The sequence below is a fragment of the Chryseobacterium sp. CCNWLW53 genome, from assembly GCF_037083525.1.
Taxonomy (GTDB): domain Bacteria; phylum Bacteroidota; class Bacteroidia; order Flavobacteriales; family Weeksellaceae; genus Chryseobacterium; species Chryseobacterium lathyri.
This window is the reverse complement of the sequence record NZ_JBAOJR010000001.1, coordinates 134,052-157,477: the sequence shown is the minus strand read 5'-3', so window position 1 is coordinate 157,477 and position 23,426 is coordinate 134,052. Positions and strand designations below refer to the sequence as shown.

The 23,426-nt window shown below is 36.5% G+C and carries 21 protein-coding genes; 14 read left to right on the top strand and 7 right to left on the bottom strand.

Features of this window, described 5'->3' with window-relative positions:
* Positions 1-39 precede the first annotated feature (39 nt).
* Entirely contained in the window at positions 40-2,271 is a 2,232-nt protein-coding gene (locus tag V6R96_RS00710; protein WP_111957423.1) for an outer membrane beta-barrel family protein, read from the bottom strand.
* Positions 2,272-2,599: 328 nt separating this feature from the next.
* On the opposite strand from V6R96_RS00710, the gene V6R96_RS00705 reads away from it, so the two are divergent.
* Positions 2,600-4,378: a carboxypeptidase-like regulatory domain-containing protein gene (locus V6R96_RS00705; protein WP_336377708.1), complete on the top strand. Its 1,779-nt coding sequence runs from the start codon at positions 2,600-2,602 to the stop codon at positions 4,376-4,378.
* Between the two features lie 60 nt (positions 4,379-4,438).
* Here the strand turns inward: V6R96_RS00705 and V6R96_RS00700 are convergent, their stop codons facing one another.
* The 3 genes from V6R96_RS00700 to recJ all read right to left on the bottom strand — a co-directional run bounded on the left by V6R96_RS00700 (position 4,439) and on the right by recJ (position 7,214).
* Positions 4,439-4,777, bottom strand: coding sequence for a DUF3817 domain-containing protein (locus V6R96_RS00700; RefSeq protein ID WP_336377707.1), 339 nt, complete (start codon positions 4,775-4,777; stop codon positions 4,439-4,441).
* A gap of 96 nt (positions 4,778-4,873) precedes the next feature.
* The gene (nadD, locus tag V6R96_RS00695; protein ID WP_336377706.1) at positions 4,874-5,458 is read right to left on the bottom strand and encodes a nicotinate (nicotinamide) nucleotide adenylyltransferase; all 585 of its coding nucleotides are present in this window, start codon (positions 5,456-5,458) and stop codon (positions 4,874-4,876) included.
* Between the two features lie 43 nt (positions 5,459-5,501).
* Positions 5,502-7,214, bottom strand: a complete 1,713-nt coding sequence (recJ, locus tag V6R96_RS00690; RefSeq protein ID WP_111957152.1) for a single-stranded-DNA-specific exonuclease RecJ — start codon at positions 7,212-7,214, stop codon at positions 5,502-5,504.
* A 108-nt stretch (positions 7,215-7,322) separates the two neighbouring features.
* On the opposite strand from recJ, the gene V6R96_RS00685 reads away from it, so the two are divergent.
* Entirely contained in the window at positions 7,323-8,135 is an 813-nt protein-coding gene (locus tag V6R96_RS00685; RefSeq protein WP_336377705.1) for a M48 family metallopeptidase, read from the top strand.
* 85 nt (positions 8,136-8,220) lie between these two features.
* Here V6R96_RS00685 and V6R96_RS00680 read toward each other — a convergent pair whose 3' ends face one another.
* Positions 8,221-9,843 (bottom strand): ABC-F family ATP-binding cassette domain-containing protein, encoded by a 1,623-nt coding sequence (locus V6R96_RS00680; RefSeq protein ID WP_111957156.1) that lies wholly within the window; start codon positions 9,841-9,843, stop codon positions 8,221-8,223.
* Positions 9,844-10,034: 191 nt separating this feature from the next.
* Between V6R96_RS00680 and smpB the strand changes: the two genes are divergently transcribed.
* From smpB to V6R96_RS00655, 5 genes are all read left to right on the top strand, one after another.
* Positions 10,035-10,493 carry an SsrA-binding protein SmpB gene (smpB, locus tag V6R96_RS00675; protein WP_111957158.1) on the top strand — a complete coding sequence of 153 codons (459 nt, stop codon included), beginning with the start codon at positions 10,035-10,037 and terminating at the stop codon, positions 10,491-10,493.
* 77 nt (positions 10,494-10,570) lie between these two features.
* The gene (locus tag V6R96_RS00670) at positions 10,571-12,058 is read left to right on the top strand and encodes an OmpA family protein (protein ID WP_336377704.1); all 1,488 of its coding nucleotides are present in this window, start codon (positions 10,571-10,573) and stop codon (positions 12,056-12,058) included.
* A gap of 94 nt (positions 12,059-12,152) precedes the next feature.
* Positions 12,153-12,893: a YebC/PmpR family DNA-binding transcriptional regulator gene (locus tag V6R96_RS00665; RefSeq protein ID WP_111957162.1), complete on the top strand. Its 741-nt coding sequence runs from the start codon at positions 12,153-12,155 to the stop codon at positions 12,891-12,893.
* Between the two features lie 56 nt (positions 12,894-12,949).
* Positions 12,950-13,774 (top strand): UDP-2,3-diacylglucosamine diphosphatase, encoded by an 825-nt coding sequence (locus tag V6R96_RS00660; RefSeq protein WP_336377703.1) that lies wholly within the window; start codon positions 12,950-12,952, stop codon positions 13,772-13,774.
* On the top strand, positions 13,775-14,746 hold the full coding sequence (locus V6R96_RS00655) for a glycosyltransferase family protein (RefSeq protein ID WP_336377702.1): 972 nt from the start codon (positions 13,775-13,777) through the stop codon (positions 14,744-14,746).
* On the opposite strand, the gene V6R96_RS00650 is transcribed toward V6R96_RS00655, so the two are convergent.
* A complete protein-coding gene (locus V6R96_RS00650) occupies positions 14,735-15,025 on the bottom strand; it encodes a GNAT family N-acetyltransferase (RefSeq protein WP_223558256.1) in 291 nt (96 codons plus the stop codon). The genes V6R96_RS00655 and V6R96_RS00650 overlap by 12 nt on opposite strands.
* Before the next feature lie 180 nt (positions 15,026-15,205).
* On the bottom strand, positions 15,206-15,955 hold the full coding sequence (locus V6R96_RS00645; RefSeq protein WP_223558257.1) for an RDD family protein: 750 nt from the start codon (positions 15,953-15,955) through the stop codon (positions 15,206-15,208).
* Between the two features lie 27 nt (positions 15,956-15,982).
* Between V6R96_RS00645 and V6R96_RS00640 the strand changes: the two genes are divergently transcribed.
* The 7 genes from V6R96_RS00640 to V6R96_RS00610 all read left to right on the top strand — a co-directional run bounded on the left by V6R96_RS00640 (position 15,983) and on the right by V6R96_RS00610 (position 23,403).
* Entirely contained in the window at positions 15,983-16,966 is a 984-nt protein-coding gene (locus V6R96_RS00640; RefSeq protein ID WP_336377701.1) for a stage II sporulation protein M, read from the top strand.
* Positions 16,950-17,912, top strand: coding sequence for a DUF4013 domain-containing protein (locus V6R96_RS00635; protein WP_336377700.1), 963 nt, complete (start codon positions 16,950-16,952; stop codon positions 17,910-17,912). The genes V6R96_RS00640 and V6R96_RS00635 overlap by 17 nt, the downstream gene beginning before the upstream one ends.
* A complete protein-coding gene (locus tag V6R96_RS00630; protein WP_336377699.1) occupies positions 17,905-18,702 on the top strand; it encodes a DUF4129 domain-containing protein in 798 nt (265 codons plus the stop codon). The genes V6R96_RS00635 and V6R96_RS00630 overlap by 8 nt, the downstream gene beginning before the upstream one ends.
* A gap of 14 nt (positions 18,703-18,716) precedes the next feature.
* Complete coding sequence (locus V6R96_RS00625) at positions 18,717-19,874, top strand: hypothetical protein (protein ID WP_336377698.1); 1,158 nt, start codon at positions 18,717-18,719, stop codon at positions 19,872-19,874.
* Between the two features lie 114 nt (positions 19,875-19,988).
* Positions 19,989-21,020: a MoxR family ATPase gene (locus V6R96_RS00620; protein ID WP_373865968.1), complete on the top strand. Its 1,032-nt coding sequence runs from the start codon at positions 19,989-19,991 to the stop codon at positions 21,018-21,020.
* Positions 21,021-21,107: 87 nt separating this feature from the next.
* Positions 21,108-22,430 carry a DUF58 domain-containing protein gene (locus V6R96_RS00615; protein WP_111957181.1) on the top strand — a complete coding sequence of 441 codons (1,323 nt, stop codon included), beginning with the start codon at positions 21,108-21,110 and terminating at the stop codon, positions 22,428-22,430.
* Between the two features lie 28 nt (positions 22,431-22,458).
* A complete protein-coding gene (locus V6R96_RS00610; RefSeq protein WP_336377697.1) occupies positions 22,459-23,403 on the top strand; it encodes a proline dehydrogenase family protein in 945 nt (314 codons plus the stop codon).
* The last annotated feature ends 23 nt before the right edge of the window (positions 23,404-23,426 follow it).

Genomic DNA, 23,426 nt, shown 5'->3' with positions numbered 1-23,426 from the left:
GTTGTGGTGGTTTGTGGTAATTGTAATTTTTTATAAAACTTAAGTTCTTGACTTTATCGCATCGTTGGCCGATTTCATTTCTCTTGCCTTTTTCAGTTTCTGGTTTCCGAAATTGTAGGTTACCCCGATGTTCAGGATTCTTGGATATTCGAAATTGACTACGTTATTATAGCTTCCGTTAGGCTGTATTCCCTGTATGCTGTTATAGTTTTGGTTAAATACATCATACACTTCCGCTACGAAGGTCCAGTTGCCCATGATCTTTTTTAAGCTCACATCAAAGCTCTGTCTTACGCCTAATGTTCCGCTTTCAATTTTTACTTTGCTGCCATAGTAATAATTAACTCCTAAAAACCAGTCCTTATTTGAAGAAAGACGTACCGTATTATTGATATTACCGGATATGTTGAAGTTTTTGAAATTGATTACATAAGGTTCAACTACTTCTGTCTGGCCTGCAACCGGAACCGAGGTAGGATCTTCCGTTACCGAACCTTTATAGATGTTATATCCCAGGTTTACCGAATAATTGGTTGTCCAGATTTCCTTGAACCAGGATTTGTTCATTCCTAAGGTTAGTCCAAACTGTTTGTTGTCACCATAGTTCGTTCTTATATATCTTAAAAACCTTCTGGTAACAATTACCGTGTTTCCATTTTCATCCTTTTCCGGTCCGGTTACAGTTCCCTGCAGTGGTATTTGGTTGGAAGCATCTTTTACATAATTGAAGCTCAGGTTGGCAAAAAAAGCATTTTTGTACATATAGCTGAGTTCCTGATTGTAAAATTTAGAAGCCAGTACGAAAGGATTGTTCTGTGTATAGTTATTAGGCGTGAAATATGTTCTAGATGGATTCAGTTCCCAAAACCTTGGCCTTCTGATCCTGCTTGAAAAACTATAGGTAAGATTATGATCTGAACTGATGGCATAATTTAAATTAAGATAGGGAAGCAGGTTGTTATAATTTCTGTCAAAGCTTGTTTTACCAAGAATTTCGCCGCTGCTTCTGGTCATTTCATAACGCGTTCCTATTTTCCCTGAAAATTTTTCGCTTAGCTTTCTTTCATACGTAAGATACGCACCCAGGATTCTTTCTTTATAAATGAAATGATTGGTCTGATTCTCATTATTGATGATCACTCCATTTTCAATATCATCCTGTCTCGTATCATTATCCGTATTGGTGTGGTTGTAGCTTACTCCCATCAGCCATGTGTTGCCTTTTGCCGTCTTTTTCAGGTAGTCGATGTTCGCAGCATAATTATTAATGATCTGAGGAACTGACTGCTGCAGTGCACTGTACTTATTCTTCTTATCATTATTGAGTGGGAAACTTTCATTTGTACTCATTTTGTCCCTGTTGAACCATAAATAAGAAACATTCGAAGTAAGTTTGCTTCCGATGGAATCTGTTTTGATTTCATAATTCAGATTGAAAGAGTGATTTCTTGTCTGTGCGTTCTCATTGTTGACGGTTCTGTTAACAAGTGCGCCGTTTTGCCAGTTCGTTACATCAAGAATTGAATTGAAACTCTTATTATATCTCATGTTGTAGGTAAAACCTAAACTGTGATTCTTATTGATCTCGTAATCGATATTCACACTTCCACCCACATTCTTATTCGGATCATCATTATATCCCAAAGATTCATTTCTGAAAGTGGAATCTCCGTTCGATAAAGTATACCTTTCGCGGTCTGTCCAGCTTCCCGTATTGAAATTTGAATTCACAGACCATTTGTTTTTTCTGAAATTGAAAGAAGCACCTGCAGAAGGATTATTGTAATAAGCCTGTTCATTGTTCATTTTCAGGGTTCCGTTGTAGCCGTCATTTTTCTTCTTTTTCATCACAATATTGATCACCCCTTCATTGGATTCTACCTGGTATTCACTTCCCGGTGTTGTAATTACTTCAATTTTCTGGATATCTTCAGATGGAGTTCCCTTCAGCATTTCGATCAGAGCTTCAGCATCCATATTGGACTTTTTATTGTTGATGTAGATCACCACATCAGATTTTCCCATAATCTTAAGAGATTTTCCGTCAATGCTTGAGATCATTGGAGTTTGTTTCAAAAGATTGAACGTATTGGTTCCCTTTGCAATAGGAGAAGAAGCTACATCATATATGAAACGGTCACTTTGCTTTTTGAAAACCTGCTTCTTGATATTCACAGCTTCAATATTTTTTACTTTCAGAGTATCCTTTGATTGCTGGGCAGCTGCCAGTCCGCTGAAAAATAAGGCGGCAATTAGAATATGAGTTTTCATGGTCATTATTTTTTTTGTGGTTTAATAGCTTGTATCTGTTATTATTTAACATAGCAAAGATATATAATAAAAACAGTATCATGCAATACAAAGTACTTAAAATATTTTTAACTTACATTTAACTTGTTGATTTATAGTAATTAAAATTTTGAATTAAAATTTAAAATACTTTTGAGTTTCTACATAATTAGACAATTCAATATGGAATTTTGTTACATCAGAGATTGAAAATTAATCAGATTTTAAAAAAAGTATGATGAAAAATTTAATAAAAGATGGATGTATCTATTTTATGATTAATTTAGTGTAAACTAAAAATTAATAACATATGAGAAAATTTTATCCTTTATTGTTGTTATTATTGTTGCTATTTTCATGTAAAAATGAAACATATATAGACATTGATGACAGTAACCCAACCCCTGAATCTAATTTTAATTTTGGAAGTACAGTACAGAGAAACTTTCAGGGAGTAGTGCTTGATACAGGTGGAAATCCTGTAAGCGGAGCAACGGTAACAATCGGATCGAGTACGGTTCAAACCAATTTCAAAGGTTTTTTTACTTTTAAAAATGCAGAGGTGAAGGAAAACTTTGCCCTGGTGAAAGTAACAAAATCCGGATTTGTAGACGGCTCAAGAGTAATGGTTCCTACGAGTGGAATAAACCGTGTAAATATTATGATGATCCCTGCAACCATAAAGGCAAGTATTAATTCAGGAACCACTTCTACGGTTTCTTTACCTAACGGAACAAAAGTAAAATTCGACGGAAGTTTTAAAGATACAAACGGAAATGCTTACAGCGGAAGTGTAAATGTTGCATTGTATCATTTAGCATCATCCAATCAGTATCTGACCGAATTAATGCCCGGTTCTCTCCTGGCAACCAACTCCGGAGGAAATGCAAGAATCATGGAAACCTTTGGAATGGTGCATGTTCAGCTTACAGGGAGTTCAGGACAAAAATTACAGATTGCAAACGGGCATACTGCTGAAATGACAGTTCCCATTGATGCTTCACAAACTTCAATGTCTCCGAACACAATTCCGCTATGGTCATACGATGAAAATACGGGAATGTGGAAGGAAGAAGGTTCTGCAACGAAGGTTGGAAATACTTATGTAGGAACAGTAAGTCATTTCTCCTGGTGGAATTGCGATGCGCAGTTTCCCCAGGCTATCCTGAAAGTAACGGTGAAAAATCCTGCGGGGTTGCCAATGGTTAATACAAAGGTGAGTTTAAAAAGAAGCAGCCAGACCTATGAAACCTATGGAATGACAGATAATTTGGGCACAGTTACAGGAATTATTCCTGCAAATGAAACTCTTATTCTTAAAGTGTATGATGTATGTAGCACGATGGTTTATACTGCAAATGTAGCACCAGTAGTAGCGGGAAGTACCATGACGCTGCCTGATATTACAGTAACATCTACAGGAAATCAGTATATAATACAGGGAAATTTGAAAACCTGTGCCAATACTGATGTTACGGATGGTTATGTGCTTTTGAGACCTGCGGCCGGAACCAACTATTTTCAGTACACGTCAGTTCCGGTAAGCAGTACAGGTGCTTTTTCATTTAATGTTTACTCATGTACAGCTAATCCACAATTTATTTTGGAAGGCTATGATTATACTAATTTGCAGACTTCAGGAGAAATTCCTTTTACAGCTAATTTACCGGTTATGAATTTTAGCAATCTTTCGGTTTGTAATTCGGTTAATGAATTTATCAGTTATAAAATTGATAATCAAAATGTGAAGTACGTTTTGGGAAGTATGTATGCTCAATGGTCTGGTCTTACTCCAACTTCTCCCAATATGCCGGCAAAACAATTACGAATTAATTCTGCATCACCTGCCGGAAATTCTTTCTATATGATTCAAAATAATATGCTTGGGGTTCCGGGAAGCTTTACTACAGATTATACTTTTGAGTTTTCAGGAGGATATTTCAATCCTACTACAGGAAATGTAGTGGTTCAGGTGACTAATTTCGGAGCAGTAGGAGCGTATATTGATTTTACGGTTAACGGAACTTATACGGATACGAACGGAAGTCATACTTTCATAGCAAACGGACATGTTCTAAGAGATCTTTAATCATCTAAAAGTAACTTAAATAAAAAAGGGCCATTTTGGTCCTTTTTTTATATCACACTGTTATTCTCTGTCAAAACGGGCTAGTTTTTTGTCTATCCAGATGGTAGCAAAAGGGAAAAACGCGGAAATTAATGCAAAGACACTGTCTTCGTCATCCCACGTGTATATTTTTCTTATTACAGGTAGAAAGATCAGGTAAAGTGTAAAAAATAATCCGTGAATACCACCAATAGTACTGATATATACGATTGGGACAACACCTTCAGGATCAATACGTATCCAGGTCATTGCGGTAAATAGAAAAAACCATGAAACGGCTTCTGCCAAACAGATTTGCTTAAACCATTTAATGACTTTTTCCTGAGGATATTTTGAGAAAAACTTTTCGATGAAATTCATATGGTAAGTATAAGGTAAGAATTAAAAGTCGAAAACTAGATTGTATTGTACCTAAATAACTTCTAAAGTCTGGCTTTTAACTTCTTAATTGCAAAATTACTTATAAAAACTGCTTCCGTCCAAATATTCAAACACTTCCGGAGGGAGCATTGGGCGTACATTTTTTCCCTCCTTGATCATATTTCTGATCTCCGTAGCAGAAAGTTCAATAACCGGAGCCTTAATAACCGAAATATTTTCATGCTGAAGATATTCAGAATCTTTCTTTTCTCCTTCAAAAACCCTTGGATATACAATGATATGATGATTTTTAATCAGAAGTTCAGAATTTTTCCATTTATGAAGACTGCTCAGATTATCTTCACCCATGATTAAACTGAAAGAATAATCAGGATACTTTTCATGAAGATAAGTCAGTGTGTCAATGGTATAACTCGGTTTTGGAAGTGAAAACTCGACATTAGAAGCTCTCATTTTAGGATAGCTTTTTACCGCGAGCTGCACCATATCCAACCGGTTATGATCTTTCAGCAGCGATTTTTTATCTTTAAAAGGATTCTGCGGACTTACAACGAACCACAGTTCATCCATGTCGGAATTTTCCAGAATGTAATTAGCCAGAATTAAATGTCCGATATGGATCGGATTGAAAGAACCAAAAAATAAGCCGATTTTTTTCATGGATTGCAGGTAGCAGATGGTAAGTAACAGATAGCAGCTGTGGCTAGTCCCTGAACTTTACATCTTTTATATTCAAATAATGGGTTACATTTCCTTTCCAATGGTTTTCTTCTAAGGTAAAGGCAAGATCAAACTTTTTATTTTTAAAATCTTCCACATACTGCCCAAGCTTAAAGCCTACACATTCTATATTTCTACCCGTAGATTCCTGCTTGATGTAAAATTTCAGGTGATTGTTGTCTTTTCCCATTGTTTTTACATATCCGGACAGTTTTTGGTCAGTCAGGGTAAGAATAGGCTTCATATTATGAGGACCGAATGGTGCCAGTTTTCTATGGAAGTTGATGAATTCCCTGTTAATCTCATCCACTTTGATCTCAGAATCTATCGTGATAGAAGGTTCCTGCTGGTGTTCCTGAATCTTTTCAGAAACTATTTTCTCAAATTTTATTTTGAAAGCCTCAAATTTATCCTTTTCCATCGAAAGTCCTGCAGCGGCATGATGTCCACCGAATTTCAGGAAATATTCAGAACACATATCAAGCGCTTCATGAACATCAAAATCAGAAACCGATCTTGCAGAAGCTACCATTTCCCCATTATTACCGTCAGTAAATACCAAAGTAGGCTTATAATAAGTCTCAATAAGTCTTGATGCCACAATACCGATCACACCTTTATTCCATTCAGGATGATAAACAATGGTGGAATATTTTGTTTGCTGCTGGGATTCAATAATCTGGTTCAAAGCAGAAAGCGTGGAATTCATATCAAGCTCACGTCTTTCGTCATTAAGGTCCATAATATCGCTGACGATCTGATTGGCATGTTTCAGGTTATCAGAAACCATCAACTCTACCGCTGCCTTTCCCTGGGAAATTCTTCCCGCAGCATTGATTTTCGGAGCAATTTCAAAGACAATATTTGAAATTTCAAAATGAGAAAGCTTATCTTCAGGAATCAATAATCTTAATCCAAGATTTCTTGTTTTTCTGAGAACTTTTAATCCCATTTTAGCTAAAACCCGGTTTTCTCCGGTCATTGAGACAATATCTGCTGCTATAGAAATAGCCAGAAGATCAGTTAGCTCAAACAGTTCGGCTTCAGGAATTTTATAGATGGTATTCAGTCCCTGGCAGAGCTTAAAGCCCACACCACATCCTGAAAGTTCTTTAAACGGATATCTGCAGTCGTTTCTTTTCGGATCCAGAACAGCTACTGCATTAGGGATCTCTTCACCCGGAAGGTGATGGTCGCAGATAATAAAATCAATACCTTTGTCCTGGGCATATTGTACCATGTCGGTCGCCTTGATACCACAGTCTAGAGCGATGATCAGGGAAAAACCGTTTTCTTTGGCAAAATCAATACCCTCGGTAGAAATTCCGTATCCTTCAGAATTCCTGTCGGGAATATAATAATCTAGATATTTCTTCTCAACAATTTTGCTGAGGTAAAGGTACATCAAAGCAACAGCCGTAGTTCCGTCTACATCGTAATCTCCGTACACCAGTATTTTCTCGCCATTTTCAATTGCAGTTGCGATACGTTCTACAGCTTTCTGCATATCTGCCATTAAAAATGGGCTGTGTATATCGTTGAGGTTGGGCTTAAAAAATTCTCTGGCCTTTTGATAATTGTCAATTCCCCTTAGAACGAGGAGCTTAGATTCAAAAGTACCAAAACCAAGTGACGAACTTAATCTGTCCACAACTTCCTCATCGGGTTCGGGCTTGTAAATCCATTTCTGACTCATTTCACAAAAATAAGGAAAAAAAATAGCATTTTGAAATGATTAAGGTTGAACTTGACTTACTGATTGTTGAAAAAAATATCTATCTTCGCGGTCCAAATTAAAATAATCATGAAAAAAATTACACTCTGCCTTTTATTCTTAGGCGCTATGAATGCTGTATCAGCACAGAAAATTAATCTTGGAAAAGCTGCAGGCGTTGTTTCTAAAGGAGCAAAAGCCCTTACCTTTACCAATGAAGACGCAGTAAAACTGTCAAAAGAATCGGTTGACTGGATGGATAAGAACAATCCGGTTGCAGGACCTAAAGATCCTTATACAGTAAGACTTAACAAGCTTTTCGGAAAACATAAATCTCAGGACGGACTTGCTTTAAATTATAAAGTTTATAAAGTAAAGGATATCAATGCTTTTGCCTGTGCAGACGGAAGTGTTCGTGTATTTTCTTCGTTAATGGATATCATGACGGATGATGAATTATTAGCAGTAATCGGACATGAAATAGGACACGTAAAGAATCAGGACACCAAAGACGCTATTAAATCTGCTTACCTGAAGGCAGCAGCACTGGATGCGGCATCATCAGCATCAGGAGCTGTGGCAACGTTAAATGATAGTCAGATAGGGCAGATGGCCAATGCTTTTCTGGATGCTTCACACAGCAAGAAACAGGAATCAGAGGCAGATACTTACTCTTATGATTTTATGAAAACTAATAACTATAACGTAGTAGGGGCGTATTCAGCATTCAAAAAACTGGCTTTGCTTTCGGAAGGAAGCACTCAGACTGGTTTTCAGAAAATGTTCAACTCTCACCCTGACAGTGAAAAAAGAGCTCAGGCGATTAAGAAGAGAGCTGAAAAAGACGGTTTATGGAAAGATCCGGGAACAATTACTATTCCTAAAACGAAGCTTACCAAATAATACAATCTTCAATTAAAATAAAAATTCCTCAAAGACAACTTTGAGGAATTTTACTTATATTGAGTTTTAATATGGTCTTAAAGAATTAAGAATACATTTTTTCTCTGATTTCTTTTACTTTTTTGTCTGCAAGATATTCATCGTAAGTCATTTCTCTGTCAATAATTCCTGAAGGAGTCAGTTCAATGATTCTGTTACAGACTGTTTGAAGCATTTCGTGGTCATGAGACGCTAATAAAAGATTTCCTTTGAAGTTAGACAATGAGTTGTTCAAGGTCGTGATACTTTCAAGGTCAAGGTGGTTGGTAGGTTCATCCAATAATAAAACATTGGCTTTCTGAAGCATCATTCTGCTGAACATGCATCTCATTTTTTCCCCTCCTGAAAGTACTTTACAGGATTTTAAAGCTTCATCACCAGAGAAAAGCATTCTTCCCAAGAATCCTCTTACAAATTCTTCATGACGCTCTTCATCATTTTTGGTGAATTGTCTTAACCAGTCAACCAGGCTTAAATCTTCCTGGAAGAAATTGGTGTTATCTAAAGGCATATGAGATTGGTTTGTGGTAACTCCCCAAGCCACTGTTCCTTTATCTGCCTGAACATTTCCTGCAAGAATCTCAAAAAATTCTGTGATCGCTAAAGAGTTTTTAGACAACACAGCAACTTTATCACCTTTCTTAAGGTTTAAATCAATGTTTGAGAATAGAAGTTCTCCGTCTTTTGTTTTCTCAAGACCTTTTACATCTAGAATCTGATCTCCTGCCTCTCTTTCCATTTCGAAAATAATGGCTGGATATCTTCTTGAAGAAGGTTTGATATCATCGATATTCAGTTTATCGATCATTTTCTTTCTGGCTGTAGCCTGTTTTGCCTTTGCAACGTTAGAGCTGAATCTTGCGATGAAGTCCTGAAGTTCTTTCTTCTTTTCTTCCGCTTTCTTATTAGCCTGAGCTCTCTGTCTTGTGGCAAGCTGAGAAGCCTGGTACCAGAAAGTATAGTTACCTGTATAAAGGTTAAGTTTTGCATAATCCAAATCTCCGATGTGCGTACAAACCGTATCCAGGAAGTGACGGTCGTGAGAAACAACGATTACCGTGTTCTCATAATCAGCAAGAAAATCTTCCAACCAAGAGATCGTATCAATGTCAAGGTCATTCGTAGGTTCATCCAGGATCAGTACATCCGGATTTCCGAAAAGAGCCTGAGCCAAAAGAACCTTTACCTTGTCCTTGTTCTCAAGTTCGCTCATCATCTGCCAGTGCATATCATCTTTAATCCCAACATTTGAAAGCATCGTCTGCGCATCAGATTCTGCAGTCCATCCACCCATTTCATCATAGATTACACCCAGCTCACCTGCTTTGATTCCGTCTTCATCAGAAAAGTCTTCTTTAGCATATAAAGAATCCATTTCTTCTTTTATTTCGTATAATTTCTTATTTCCTCTTAAAACAGCCTCAAGAACAGTAAATTGATCATAAGCAAAGTGATCCTGCTCCAAAACTGACATTCTTTTCCCCGGCTCCAAAGATACATGCCCTGTAGTAGGATCCTGCTTTCCTGTTAATATTTTAAGGAATGTAGATTTCCCCGCACCGTTTGCTCCGATAATCCCGTAGCAGTTTCCTTTGGTAAACATAATATTTACCTCGTCAAAAAGAACTCTTTTCCCGAATTGTAAAGATAAGTTAGATACTGTTAACATATAGTTTTGTAAATTTGGCGCAAAATTACGAAAAGAATTTGGGTATTTCGTAATAATGTAATAGTCAAGTTTTTAAATATGGGGTATTTTTTCTATATTTCATTAACAAAATAAATAGGGAGAAGTCCCAAAGGGGCGATTTAATGAGAAGATTGAACGTAACCCATCAGTATAATCACGAATTTTTTACAATGAAGATCGAAAAAACAGTAAGTATATTAAACAGAAGAGCCCGTTTTGAATACGAAATCCTTGAAGAATTTGAAGCAGGGATGGTTCTGACGGGTACAGAAATAAAATCTTTACGCTCATCCAAAGCATCCATTACAGAATCTTTCTGTCAGTTTATTGATGGGGAATTATACATTATTAATATGATGATTGATGAGTATAAATTGGGAACTTTTTACAATCACAAAACAAAAAGGGAACGGAAATTGCTGTTGCACAAAAAAGAATTGCAGAAACTTGAAAAAAAGTTAAAGGATGCAGGAAACACAATTATACCTCTTAAGCTATATATCACAGACAAGGGTAAAGCAAAGGTCCTCATTGCGCTTGCTAGAGGAAAAAAACTCTTTGATAAAAGGGAGGCGATAAAAGATAGAGAAAATAAACGTAACCTGGACAGAATATTAAAGAAAAGTTAAAAATCATTCAAAAAACTTTGTATATAAAGAAAAATTATATTTATTTTGCATTATCAATTATTTAATCATTTAATTCTATGAAAAATCTAAAATTAGGAATTTCAGCATTGGCGCTTACTGTAGCCTCTACTGTTTTCGCGCAGACTACCAACAATCCGTGGTTGATCGGGGTTGGTGCTCATGCAGAAAACCACAAGGCAATCCAAACAGACTTCAGTAATACGTTCTCTGCTAATAATCTAACAAAGAGAATGTTCAATATGAACAACTTCTCTATTACACCTCCATTATCTAAATTAACAGTTGCGAGAAACATCGGTAAAGGTTTAGTTATCGACTGGCAGACTTCCGTAGGTAATGTAGATAACAAGAGATTTAACATGGGAAAAGAATTTTTCCTAATGACAGGTCTTGGTTTCCAAGCTAAAGCAGCTGGTCTTTTATGGGATGAAGAATCTTGGTTCGATCCATATTTGAGAGTTGGTGCTAACTATCTAAGACATGACTACACTGCTCTTTCTTTCCCTAGATATGACTACAAAGGAGAGCTTGTTGCTAACGGAGATGGTGGTAACGAAAACGGTAAGGCTAACCACTTTACAGTTTCTACAGGTGCTGGTGCTAACTTCTGGGTAACTAAGAACTTCGGTCTTGGTGTTCAGGGAGATTATGTATCAACTCCAGGTGATAAATCTACAGTTGCTAACTTCTGGCAAGCTTCTGCATCAATCTTATTCAGATTCGGTAACAGAGATAGAGATAAGGATGGTATCCTAGATAAAGATGACCTTTGTCCAGATACTCCTGGTTTACCAGAATTCCAAGGATGTCCTGATACTGACGGTGACGGAGTTCCAGATAAAGACGATCAATGTCCAGAAGTAGCTGGTCCAGTTGAAAACAACGGTTGTCCTTGGCCAGATACAGATGGTGATGGTGTTATCGATAAAGATGATGCTTGTCCTACAGTTGCAGGTCCTGCTGAAAACAACGGTTGTCCTTGGCCAGATACAGACGGTGACGGAATCTTAGATAAAGATGACGCTTGTCCTACAGTTCCAGGTCTTCCAGAATACAACGGATGTCCTAAGCCTAAGAGCAAAACAGCTGAAGAAGTTGAAACTGAATTCAGAAGTGTATACTTTGACTTCAATAAAGCTACAATTAAGCCTGAATCTAAAGGAGCATTAGATAAAGCTGCTGAAATCATTAAGAAAGATGGAGGTAACTATTTATTAGAAGGTAGAACCGATGCTAAAGGTTCTGAAGCTTACAACTTGAAATTATCTAGAGAAAGAGCTGCTTCAGTAGTTGCTGCTTTAGATGCAAGAGGTGTAGATGCTAACGCTCTTAAATCAATCGGTGTTGGTGAGTCTAAAGCTACAGTTTCTGAAAAAGCTTCTGACGCTGAAAGACAAGTTGACAGAAAAGTAGTTGTGAAAGCTATTGAAAATGCTGACGAGTGGAACGCAATCAAGAAAAAAGATTACGAAGATGCTCCAGTAAAAAAAGCGGTAGCTAAGAAAAAAACTACTAAGAAAAAAGTAGTTAAAAAGAAAAAATAATTAATTTTTCTAAATAATAAATACCTCCAATTTTTTTGGGGGTATTTTTTTTTTGTTGACTTTTAGTTAATTTTGTTGAAATTTAAAAATTAAAATGGGAAGAGCATTTGAATATAGAAAAGCTTCTAAAATGGCCAGATGGGATAAAATGGCCAAAACATTCTCTAAAATCGGTAAAGATATTGCACTGGCAGTAAAAGCCGGAGGAACAGATCCTGAAGCCAACCCAGCTTTAAGAAGATGTATCCAGAATGCCAAGGGTGCGAATATGCCCAAAGACAACGTAGAAAGAGCCATCAAAAAAGCAAGTGGCGCTGATGCGGAAAACTACGAAGAAGTTACTTACGAAGGGTACGGACAAGGCGGTGTTGCTTTTTTTGTTGAGTGTACAACCAACAATACAACGAGAACTGTTGCCAATGTAAGAGCAATTTTCAACAAGTTTGATGGTAACCTTGGTAAGAATGGTGAATTAGCTTTTATCTTCGACAGAAAAGGAATTTTCAGCCTGGATTTGGCTCAGATTAAAATGGATTGGGATGATTTTGAAATGGAAATGATTGACGGAGGTGCTGAAGATGTGGAAAAAGATGAGGATGAAGTAATGATCACTACAGCTTTTGAAGATTTTGGTTCATTGTCTCATAAATTAGACGAATTGGGAATTGAGGCAAAGAGTGCAGAACTTCAGAGAATTCCGAATAACACCAAAGAAGTAAATGAAGAGCAGTTCAAAGCCAATATGAAAATGCTTGAGCGTTTCGAAGATGATGATGATGTGCAGAACGTTTATCACAATATGGAAATCACAGATGAGCTAATGAACTCACTGTAAAAATAATATAGCATTCATATACAGTTAACTTTCAATTAGTTTCTTTGTATAAAACTATGAAAAGAAACGTTGAATTAGTTGTTATATCGGATGTTCATTTGGGAACTTATGGATGTAAGGCTAAAGAACTGCTGCGGTATCTGAATTCCATTCAGCCTAAAACGTTAGTTTTGAATGGTGATATCATTGATATCTGGCAGTTTAAAAAGTCTTACTTCCCTAAACCTCATTTGAAAGTGATCAAAAAGATTCTTTCATTAGCTACTAAAAATACACAGGTCTACTATATTACAGGTAACCATGATGAGATGTTCCGTAAGTTTACTGATTTTGAACTGGGGAAACTGAAGGTCTGCAATAAAATCTGTCTTGATATTGATCAAAAGAAAACCTGGATATTTCACGGAGATGTTTTTGATGCTTCTGTCCAGCATTCCAAATGGATCGCAAAGCTTGGCGGAAAAGGTTATGATCTCCTGATTGTCATTAATAATGTTGTCAATTGGTTTTTAGAGAAAATGGGCAGAGAGAAATATTCATTTTCCAAGAAGATCAAAAACAATGTAAAAAAGGCAGTTAAATATATCGGCGACTTCGAATTGACTGCTTCCGAATTAGCCATTGACAATCATTATGATTATGTAATCTGCGGGCATATCCATCAGCCTCAGATCCGCGAAGTCGTCACTAAAAAAGGATCCTGTACTTATCTGAACTCAGGGGACTGGATCGAAAATCTCTCAGCTCTCGAATATCATGATAAAGAATGGAAAATATTCTATTATGACGACCACAAAGATTCACTTAAAGACGATGAAGTAGAAGAAATCCAGGACATGGACAGTTCCGAGCTTCTGAAAATAGTAACTAATTTTTCTTAAATGAAAGTACTGTATGCATTTCAAGGGACTGGGAACGGACATATTGCCAGAGCGCAGGAAATAATCCCCATTCTCAAAAAATATGCCTCGGTTGATACATTGATCAGTGGTCATCAGTCGCAGTTAAAGGCTGGTTTTGACATTAATTTCCAACATAGGGGGATTTCCCTTCTTTATAACAAAACAGGAGGCTTATCCTACCGCAAAACGTTTACCGAGAATAAATTTCTTGAAGCTGCAAAAACAATCCATGAATTGGACCTTTCACAATATGATCTGATCATTAATGATTACGAACCTCTGACTGGTTGGGCCAGTAAATTGAAAAAGCTTCCAATGATTGAATTGAGTCATCAGGCTTCCATGAGCTTTCCTGAAACGCCTAAGCCTGAAAAAAAAGATTTTCTGGGTGAGCTGATCCTGAAATATTATGTTCCGAGTGAAAGGAAGATAGGGTTTCATTTTGAAAATTATCATCCACAAATTAAAAAACCGGTAATCAGACATAAAATCCGGAACCTCAATCCGGATAAAAAAGGATATTATCTTGTTTATCTTCCCAGTTTTGCAGATGAGAATATCATCAAAGTTCTAAAACAGATTCCTGTGCAGTGGAAAGTATTTTCCAAGCACAGCAAAATACAGGTTAAAGTTAAAAATGTAGAAGTTTTTCCTATTGACGAGGTAGAGTATCTGAAATATTTTGAGAGCTGTGACGGTATTTTATGCAATGCCGGTTTTGAGACTCCTGCAGAAGCCCTTTTTCTGGATAAAAAACTGTTTGTGATCCCTATTCATAACCAGTATGAACAGGAATGTAATGCCAGTGCTTTAAATCTTATGGGAATTCCGAATTCTAAAATCTTAAATCTTCAGGAAATTATGGAATGGGTGGCTTCAGATCATCATTTAAAAGTAGATTATCCTGATGATATTGAAGAAATCCTGGTCAATGAAGTTTTAATTCTTTAAAAAAACATCATCTACATCACTCATTCTTGTCATCACGGCTCTTGCGTAAGAACAGTGAGGATATACTTTCCAATTATTTTCCCGAGCAAATTTTATAGCTTCTTCAACTAAATATTTTCCCATTCCGCGACCTTCAAATTCCGGATGAACTAATACAAAAGAGATAATAAACTTATTTTCTTCCGGAAAAATAGTATAGGTAAGCCTTCCGACTTCTTTTATTTCATTGTTCAATGTTAGAACACCGCCGTTTCCTGATTTATTGTTTTCAAATCTCATAATTCAAAGCTTTGTTTTAAAGATGCAAAAATTGCACCGACAGATAATTGTTGATGGTGAATTGTCAATTGTGAATTTGATTCGCGGTCAATTTTTTAAACTTTATTAAGCACAGAAAGTATTTTTTTAACATTACTAATTGGACTATTCACTTGCGAAGCAAAATTGACCATTGAAATATCAGTTGTCTTTCCCAGTATAGTAGTTATAGTCCTTAATCACCACGTTGATAAACTGTCTTTCCGTCATCTTTCTCGGATCTATTTCCAGTTTTAAGATACTTTTGATCTTATCCGAAAGCCGGCTGATGATTTGGCGGTCGTCTACCTTCAGAGCCTTGGTATAGTTATCCTTGATGATCCGCATATCATTATCGCTTAATGCAATGACCTGGGGGAATGACGGAATATAGCCTTCATGAATATTCTCTAAGATGGTATGGGAAATATTGATGTTATTCTTCAGTGAAATCACAGCAGTACCGGAAGCAATATCGCCCAGGCGCTGGTTGTTTTTAGAAACAATCATGGAGATCAGGCCGACAACACCGGCTGCTGAAGTATCGATCAGTCTGAAGACCCAACGGATCAGGTAATCCCCAAAACTAGCCTGGTAACCATCAATTTTTACGACCCGGATTTTCATCAGTTTTTTCCCGGGAGTCTGTCCTTCCATCAGGCTTTCTAAAACAACGGGATAAATATAAACCGGAAATGTAAGAACAATATAAACCGCCATGACGGACCATTGATCTAGCCCTGCCAATAAATACCCGAGATCAAAAATATTGAAGAAAAGATAAAATATAATGACGACATAAGCAACCTTTATCAGAAGATCGATAATGAAGGCAAGCATTCTTTCCCCAACGCTGGCAATATTAAAGTTAATATTTACATTTTGTGAGGTATTTATCGCAATTTGAGACATAATTTTTATTATTTTAGCCTTACAATTATGAGAGAAGTTTATTTCATTAAACAAAATAAAGAAAAATGGTTGGGAATTGAACAGGTTATTCAAGGGAAAATAAAAAAAAATCCTGATGACCTGTCTTCGCTGTACATCAACCTGATCAATGATCTTTCATTTGCACAGACCTATTATCCTAAAAGCAATACGACAGTATATCTGAATCATCTGTCTTCGCAGATATTTCAGAAGATCTATAAAACCAAAAGGGTAGAAGAAAACAGATTCATTTATTTCTTCAGGACAGAAGTTCCCTTATTGGTACACCATTACAGAAGATATCTTATGTATGCTTTTCTGTTTTTTATTCTGTTTACCTCAATCGGTGTGCTTTCCGGAGCGTATGATAAAGACTTTGCGAATATCATTCTTGGAGAAAATTATGTTAATGAGACTATAGAGAACATTAAAAAAGGTAATGCTGTAGGAGTCTACCAGAGTGGTTCTACATGGGGAAGCACAATTGGCATCATTTTCAACAACATTGGAGTAGGGGCAAAATTATATATCTATGGGATTATGGGAGGAGTAGGGACATTGTTTGCCCTGCTTTCCAACAGTGTTATGCTGGGATCCTTTCAGTATTTTTTCTATGATTACGGTGCTTTGAAAGACAGTGCAAGAGGAATCTGGCTTCACGGTGTTTTCGAGATCTTTGCAATGGTTGTAGAAGCCATGTGTGGTTTGATCCTGGGAGCAAGCATTCTGTTTCCGAGAACATTTTCAAGATTCAATTCCTTTAAAAAAGGGTTTAAAGATTCTTTTAAGATCTTCCTCAGCACCATTCCGTTTACCATTTGTGCAGGAGTTATCGAAGGTTATGTAACAAGACATGCTTTGAAAATGCCGCTGGGGGTAAATTTAGCCATAATAATCAGTTCACTTGCCATTATAGGATTTTACTACTTTGTTTATCCTTCGGTGGTCTATAAAAAAATTAATAATCATACCCATGATGCAGTTTTATAAAAAAAGAGAATTTGGAGCTTTCATCAGTGACAGCTTTAATTTTTTCAAATTATACGGGAAAAACTATTTCAAAAACTATATCCTGATCAACGGGCTGCTGTTAATCTTAACAATTGCTGTAGTGATTTTCGGCTTTAGAGAAATTTTCGGACAGCTTATCGGCTCCAATATCAGTGGCGAAAGCTATTATTTTGAAAGGTATTTCTCAGAGAATGCAGGAATGCTGATCGTTGCCGGAATATTGGTTTTTGTACTGTTTGTCCTTTTGGGAATAGTCAATTATCTGTATCCGGTTTTCTACCTGAAAAGGATTACTGAAGGAGCCCAAAAGATAAAAACAGACGAAATCCTGGGTGATTTTAAGCGAAATGCAGGAAGAATTGCTAAAATGTGCATAGGAATGCTGTTTATTGTACTTCCCATAATGATGATTGTGGTGGGTTTTTCTTATGTATTGATGCTCATTATCATTGGTTTTTTTCTGATGCTGCTTGTTTATCCTACAGCATTCAACGTTTCGGCGTTTCTGATGTATGATTATTTTAATACAAAAAGAGGCTTTATAGAAAGCCTGAGTTATTCCATAAGATCCCAGTTTTCCTATCCGAACGGGAGCGAAAAATCTCCATACTGGAAATATTGGGGAGCATCTATTATCATGTTTATTATTATGTACATGATAACGTCAGTATTTACACTTATTCCCATGTTCTTTATTTACGGATCACTTCTGACATCCGCTCCGAATGGAAGTTTTGAAGAAAATCCTTTTACAGGAGCATTAGGAATCATTTTCTTTATATTCTATGGATTTTCAATGCTTGCATCGTTACTCCTTTCCAATCTGATGTATATCAATGCTGGATTAATGTATTATGACAGCAGAACCGATCTTCACCAGAAAGTTGAACTTGAAGAAATAGAAACCATAGGTATTAATGAATAAACTTCTTTTTTTTCTGCTGCTTTTTTTCTCCATTGCTCCTGTTCATGCACAGGATCACAATGAGCCTGCAACGGTAGAAGATTATATAGTAGATTCTCTGGGAACCGGACATTACAGAAATATGCTCAGGGCAGACTCTGTACTGATCAGAAAACCGGTTTCAGAAAACCAGATTTATCCAAAGAAATTCAAAGAGAATATTCAGTCAAGATATAAAGGAAAAGAATTTGATTATTCGGTTTCGAAGCCGAAAGAGTCTTTTTTCCAGAAACTGATGAGGAGAATAGATAAGATACTGCAAAGTATTTTTGGAGAAACCGTTTTTACCAATTCTGCAAAAATAACGACCATTCTTATTCGTCTTTTTGCGATTATTCTGGTAGGATTCCTTCTTTATTTTATCATTAAATATTTAATGGGTAAAGACGGAAACTTTTTCTTTGGCAAAAAAAATAAAAAAGTGGATATTAATGCACAGGAGCTTCCTGAAAATATCCACGAGATCAATTTTCCCGAAAGCATTGCAAAATTTGAAAGTAAAGGTGATTACCGTTCAGCGGTTCGTTACCAGTTTCTCTTTATCCTGAAAAAACTAAGCGATAAAAAGCATATCAACTGGAATCCTGAAAAGACCAATAAGGATTATGTAATGGAACTTAAAACGGAACACCTAAAAAATGATTTCTCCGGACTGTCTTATATCTTTGATTATGTTTGGTATGGAGAATTCACCATTGATGAACAGGCTTACCTGAAATTTAAAGATCAATACCAGACATTTAAGCCATAATTAAACAATTAACCATGAAAAAAACCTTCAAAATATATGCTGTGATATTCATCGTTGTGATGCTTATTCTGGCGTTGCTTGAAGTCAATAAAAAAGAAACAACAGACTGGCGTAAAAATTTTAATATCAATGAAAAGTCACCATTTGGCCTCTTTGTTTTTAATAATGAAGCCAAAGATTTGTTTAAAAATAACCTGAGAAAAACAGAAGAAACCCCTTACGATTATTATAACCAGAGAAAAAAGGCCCCACATAATATCATTGTCATAGAAAAAGATCTGGATAAAGAATCCTGGAAGAAAATCCTGGACCAGGTATCAAACGGTTCAGATGCAATGATTTTGATGAGCCGGGTTTCAAAAGATATTTCAGACAGTATTGGCTATCATAGCTCGGATATTTCTTTTGAAGAGGAAAATGTACTGAAGCTTACGGATAAAGAATATCAGAATGATTTTATTAAATTAGATAAATTTCCGTCGGGCAGAGGATTTTCATACATTAAGCCTAAAGTGGAAGTGCTGGGTAAAACAGTGGAAAAAAACAATTCGGACCAGGCAAATTTCATTAAGATAAGCTTTGGAAAAGGAACGATCTATGTGCACAGTGAACCGCTTTTCCTCACCAATTATTATCTTTTAAAACCTGGGAGCCTAAAATATACACAGGATGTTTTTTCGTATCTTCAGGATAGGGAAACCATCTGGTTTGTGGATAACGACACCAAAGTTTCACGTTTCTTCATGAGATTTGTTCTGTCCAATCCTGCATTGAAATATGCCTGGTGGGTCTTTTTAGGCGGGCTTGTACTGTTTATTTTCTTCAATGCAAAAAGAAAGCAGCGGATAGTCCCGGTTCTGGAGCCGTTGAAAAATACTTCAGTAGATTTTGTAAAAAGCATTGGAAATCTTTATCTTCAGGAAGGAAATTTTCATGATATGATGGCCAAAAAAGCCCAGTATTTCCTGAATAAAATAAGAATGGACCTGTTGATTGATACTCAGAATCTGGATGGTGAATTTGCTAAAAAACTTCATTTAAAGACAGGGAAACCAATAGAAATGATTGATGAAGCTATAGACCTGATCAGAAAAGGGCAGGATCCTTATGCAAGTGTCATGAAAGAAGATCTTGTGAGAATGAATAAACTTCTTGATGAAATACTTAAATAAATATAACAATTTAGTAATGTAATAATGTACAGTAGAGTATAGCAGAAATATCAGTCATGATAAAATTGCAGCGTTGTTAAACGGTTACATTGTTATCTTGAAAAAAATATAATTATGGAAAATTTTGAAAACCAGAATGTAGAGAATCAAAATTCTATTAATCTAAATAAAACAGAAGATCAGTTTCAGTCACGAATTGATATGATTGAGCTGCGTGCCAGTTTAGACAAAGTAAAAACTGAAATAGCCAAAGTTATTGTCGGACAGGAAAGTATGGTAGAACATCTTATTGCAGCCCTTTTATCAAACGGACACGTGTTGATTGAAGGTGTTCCCGGGGTGGCAAAGACCATTACAGCCAAGCTTCTGGCAAAAACTATTGATGTGGGCTTCAGCAGAATCCAGTTTACGCCCGATCTTATGCCTTCCGATATTCTGGGAACCTCTGTTTTCAATGTAAAAAACTCTGAATTTGAATTTAAAAAAGGGCCTATCTTTTCCAGTTTCATATTAATTGATGAGATCAACAGATCGCCGGCGAAAACCCAGGCGGCATTGTTCGAGGTGATGGAAGAAAGACAGATCACCATGGACGGAACCCGCTATATTATGGATGAGCCATTCCTGGTAGTGGCCACCCAGAACCCTATAGAGCATGAAGGGACCTACAGGCTTCCCGAAGCACAGCTGGACCGTTTTCTCTTCAAAATCAATGTTGGATATCCAAATCTTGAACAGGAAATCGCCATCATCAGAAACCAGCACGAAAGCAAAAAAGAAGATAAAACCGAAGGCATCAACCGTGTTATTACTGCTGAGCAGCTGAAAAGCTATCAGCACTTGGTAAAAGAGATCATCGTAGAGTCTCAGCTTATGGAATATATTGCCAAAATTATAGTCAATACGAGAGAAAACCAGTTCCTGTATCTGGGTGCTTCTCCAAGAGCTTCATTGGCCCTGCTTACCGCTTCCAAATCTTTCGCAGCGCTTAGAGGAAGAGACTTTGTAACCCCTGAAGATATCAAAGAGGCAAGCTATGCGGTATTAAGACATAGAGTAATCGTTTCTCCGGAAAGAGAAATGGAAGGTCTTACTGCAGATGAAATTATACGCCAGATCTTAGAGGGAATAGAGATTCCGAGGTAGATCATAGGGATTAGGTCAAAAACAGATATTATTTATCACAGTTGAATGCCTATTCCCTAAATCCTATCCCCTAATCCCTTACAAAAAATGAAAAACCTATACATCAATACACGATTTTTCTTTTCGCTCATCGGAGTGGGGATAGTGTATGTCCTTGCTTTTTTCTTTCCGGTTCTGATGTGGGCGGCTCATATTCTATTGCTGCTATGCTTTCTTGCGGCAATGGTAGATTATCTTTTACTGTTTAATCAGAAAAATGCCTTGCTTGCCCAAAGAATACTGCCGGAGAAGCTTTCCAACGGAGATGAAAATTTTGTAAAAATCGATATTAAAAATAATTACGGTTTTAAGATCAGCACGAAGATCATTGATGAAATTCCGTTCCAGTTCCAGAAACGGGACTTTTTGATTATAAAAAATATTGAATCAGGTAAGAATACCTATTTCCAGTATAGCCTGGAGCCTAAAGAAAGAGGAGAATACAGTTTCGGAAATCTGAATGTTTATGCTTCTTCACCATTAGGCTTTGTTGCCAGAAGGTTTAATTTCCAGAAAGATGCTGTGCTGCCCGCTTACCCGTCTTTTGTTCATCTCAGAAAGTATGAGCTGATGGCGCTGCAAAGCGAATTTATGCTGGGAGGGATCAAAAAGATCAGAAAACTGGGACATACCATGGAATTTGAGCAGATCAAAGAATATGTTCCCGGCGATGATATCAGAACGATCAACTGGAAAGCCACCTCTAAAACGAACCGGTTGATGGTCAATCAGTTTCAGGATGAAAAATCACAGCGTATCTTTATCCTGATTGATAAAGGAAGAACGATGAAAATGCCTTTTAATGGATTGAGTCTGCTTGATTACTCCATCAATGCAGCTATGGCTCTTTCCCATATTATCCTGAAGAAAGGCGATCGTGCCGGAATGATGACCTTCTCAAAAAAGACTGAAAATAAAATCGCTGCTGAAAACAAATCCGGACAGCTGAAAAAGATCTCAGAAGCACTATATAATATTAAAACTGACTTTTTTGAAAGTGATTTTAACCGTCTGTATCAGGATGTAAAATATTCTCTGAACCAGAGAAGCCTTGTGTTGCTTTTTACCAATTTTGAAACCCTTGACGGATTAAACCGGCAACTGAAATACCTCCGTGGTATTGCTAAAAATCATCTGTTGGTTGTCGTATTTTTTAAAAATTCAGAACTCCAGACCCTTATTCATAAAAATCCTGAAAGCATGCAGGAAATTTATGACGAGATTATTGCTGAAAAGTTTGAGTTTGAAAAGAAACTGATCATTCAGGAACTTCGGAAATATGGGATCTACACCGTTTATACTCTTCCTGAAAATTTAAATATTGACGTTATCAATAAATATCTTGAGATAAAAGCGAGAGGAATTTTATAAAAACAGTTTAAAGACAAATAAAAAAATAATGGAACTAAAGCCGAGAGAAAGAGCAGGTGCGCTGTTAAAAATAGCAGCATTAAATGAAGGTGCAAAAGAATATATTCTTAATAATCCTGAGCTCTTTAAATTACTGTTGAAAGCAGCTAAAAGATATATCGGAGGTGAGAAGATAGAAGAAGCTATAGCAACTGCTAAAAGAATTAATGAGAAAGGGCTTCCTACTTCACTAGAGTTTATGGGAGAAAGTACCCGTTCAGTGGAAGAATCAGAATCGGTAACTCAACATTTCCTTAATTTGATCAACCAAGTGAAAGAAGAGAACATTGATTCTATCATTTCTTTGGATTTATCACATATTGGGCTTGCCATTGATAAGGATATGGCTTATAGTAATTTGGTATCACTAGCAGAATCAGCTCACAAAAAGGATATTGAAGTGGTGATCAGCGCAGAAGGAGTTGAAAGAACAGATGATATTATTAATACCTTTTGTAAAATATCTCCTGATTTTTCAAATGTGGGAATTACTCTTCAGGCTTATTTAAACCGTACTCCAAAAGACCTTGAACGAATATTAAATGAAACACAAGGGAAAATAAGAATTGTAAAAGGTGCGTTTGCTGTTCCTCCCGGACATGCTGTAGAGAGAGGAGAACACTTAGATGATCTATATATTAAATATATTGAAACTCTTTTCCTTAAAAATAGAAGATGCTCTATTGCTACGCATCATGATAAAATTCAAAATAGAGTTAAAGAGCTCATTGTAAAGTATGATGTTCCAAAATCTAAGTATGAATTTGAAATGTTACTGGGAATACAGGAAGGCCTATTGGATGAAATCCATAAAGAAGGCTACCCATGCAGACAATATATTGTGTATGGCGACGAATGGTATTTGTACATGTGTAACCGAATTGCGGAAAATCCGGATAATCTTTTTCAGGCTATAGTTGATATCATGTCTTAGCCTGGGGCTTAATGCATAAAGTT

What these genes read in the sequence shown, in the direction of transcription:
- V6R96_RS00680 (WP_111957156.1), bottom strand. Translation starts at nt 9,843, where the DNA reads ATGTTAACAGTATCTAACTTATCTTTACAATTCGGGAAAAGAGTTCTT.
- V6R96_RS00620 (WP_373865968.1), top strand. Translation starts at nt 19,989, where the DNA reads ATGGAAAATTTTGAAAACCAGAATGTAGAGAATCAAAATTCTATTAAT.
- V6R96_RS00660 (WP_336377703.1), top strand. Translation starts at nt 12,950, where the DNA reads ATGAAAAGAAACGTTGAATTAGTTGTTATATCGGATGTTCATTTGGGA.
- V6R96_RS00625 (WP_336377698.1), top strand. Translation starts at nt 18,717, where the DNA reads ATGAAAAAAACCTTCAAAATATATGCTGTGATATTCATCGTTGTGATG.
- V6R96_RS00635 (WP_336377700.1), top strand. Translation starts at nt 16,950, where the DNA reads ATGATGCAGTTTTATAAAAAAAGAGAATTTGGAGCTTTCATCAGTGAC.
- nadD (WP_336377706.1), bottom strand. Translation starts at nt 5,458, where the DNA reads ATGAAAAAAATCGGCTTATTTTTTGGTTCTTTCAATCCGATCCATATC.
- V6R96_RS00650 (WP_223558256.1), bottom strand. Translation starts at nt 15,025, where the DNA reads ATGAGATTTGAAAACAATAAATCAGGAAACGGCGGTGTTCTAACATTG.
- V6R96_RS00645 (WP_223558257.1), bottom strand. Translation starts at nt 15,955, where the DNA reads ATGTCTCAAATTGCGATAAATACCTCACAAAATGTAAATATTAACTTT.
- V6R96_RS00655 (WP_336377702.1), top strand. Translation starts at nt 13,775, where the DNA reads ATGAAAGTACTGTATGCATTTCAAGGGACTGGGAACGGACATATTGCC.
- V6R96_RS00685 (WP_336377705.1), top strand. Translation starts at nt 7,323, where the DNA reads ATGAAAAAAATTACACTCTGCCTTTTATTCTTAGGCGCTATGAATGCT.
- V6R96_RS00670 (WP_336377704.1), top strand. Translation starts at nt 10,571, where the DNA reads ATGAAAAATCTAAAATTAGGAATTTCAGCATTGGCGCTTACTGTAGCC.
- V6R96_RS00630 (WP_336377699.1), top strand. Translation starts at nt 17,905, where the DNA reads ATGAATAAACTTCTTTTTTTTCTGCTGCTTTTTTTCTCCATTGCTCCT.
- V6R96_RS00640 (WP_336377701.1), top strand. Translation starts at nt 15,983, where the DNA reads ATGAGAGAAGTTTATTTCATTAAACAAAATAAAGAAAAATGGTTGGGA.
- V6R96_RS00710 (WP_111957423.1), bottom strand. Translation starts at nt 2,271, where the DNA reads ATGAAAACTCATATTCTAATTGCCGCCTTATTTTTCAGCGGACTGGCA.
- recJ (WP_111957152.1), bottom strand. Translation starts at nt 7,214, where the DNA reads ATGAGTCAGAAATGGATTTACAAGCCCGAACCCGATGAGGAAGTTGTG.
- V6R96_RS00615 (WP_111957181.1), top strand. Translation starts at nt 21,108, where the DNA reads ATGAAAAACCTATACATCAATACACGATTTTTCTTTTCGCTCATCGGA.
- V6R96_RS00610 (WP_336377697.1), top strand. Translation starts at nt 22,459, where the DNA reads ATGGAACTAAAGCCGAGAGAAAGAGCAGGTGCGCTGTTAAAAATAGCA.
- V6R96_RS00665 (WP_111957162.1), top strand. Translation starts at nt 12,153, where the DNA reads ATGGGAAGAGCATTTGAATATAGAAAAGCTTCTAAAATGGCCAGATGG.
- smpB (WP_111957158.1), top strand. Translation starts at nt 10,035, where the DNA reads ATGAAGATCGAAAAAACAGTAAGTATATTAAACAGAAGAGCCCGTTTT.
- V6R96_RS00705 (WP_336377708.1), top strand. Translation starts at nt 2,600, where the DNA reads ATGAGAAAATTTTATCCTTTATTGTTGTTATTATTGTTGCTATTTTCA.
- V6R96_RS00700 (WP_336377707.1), bottom strand. Translation starts at nt 4,777, where the DNA reads ATGAATTTCATCGAAAAGTTTTTCTCAAAATATCCTCAGGAAAAAGTC.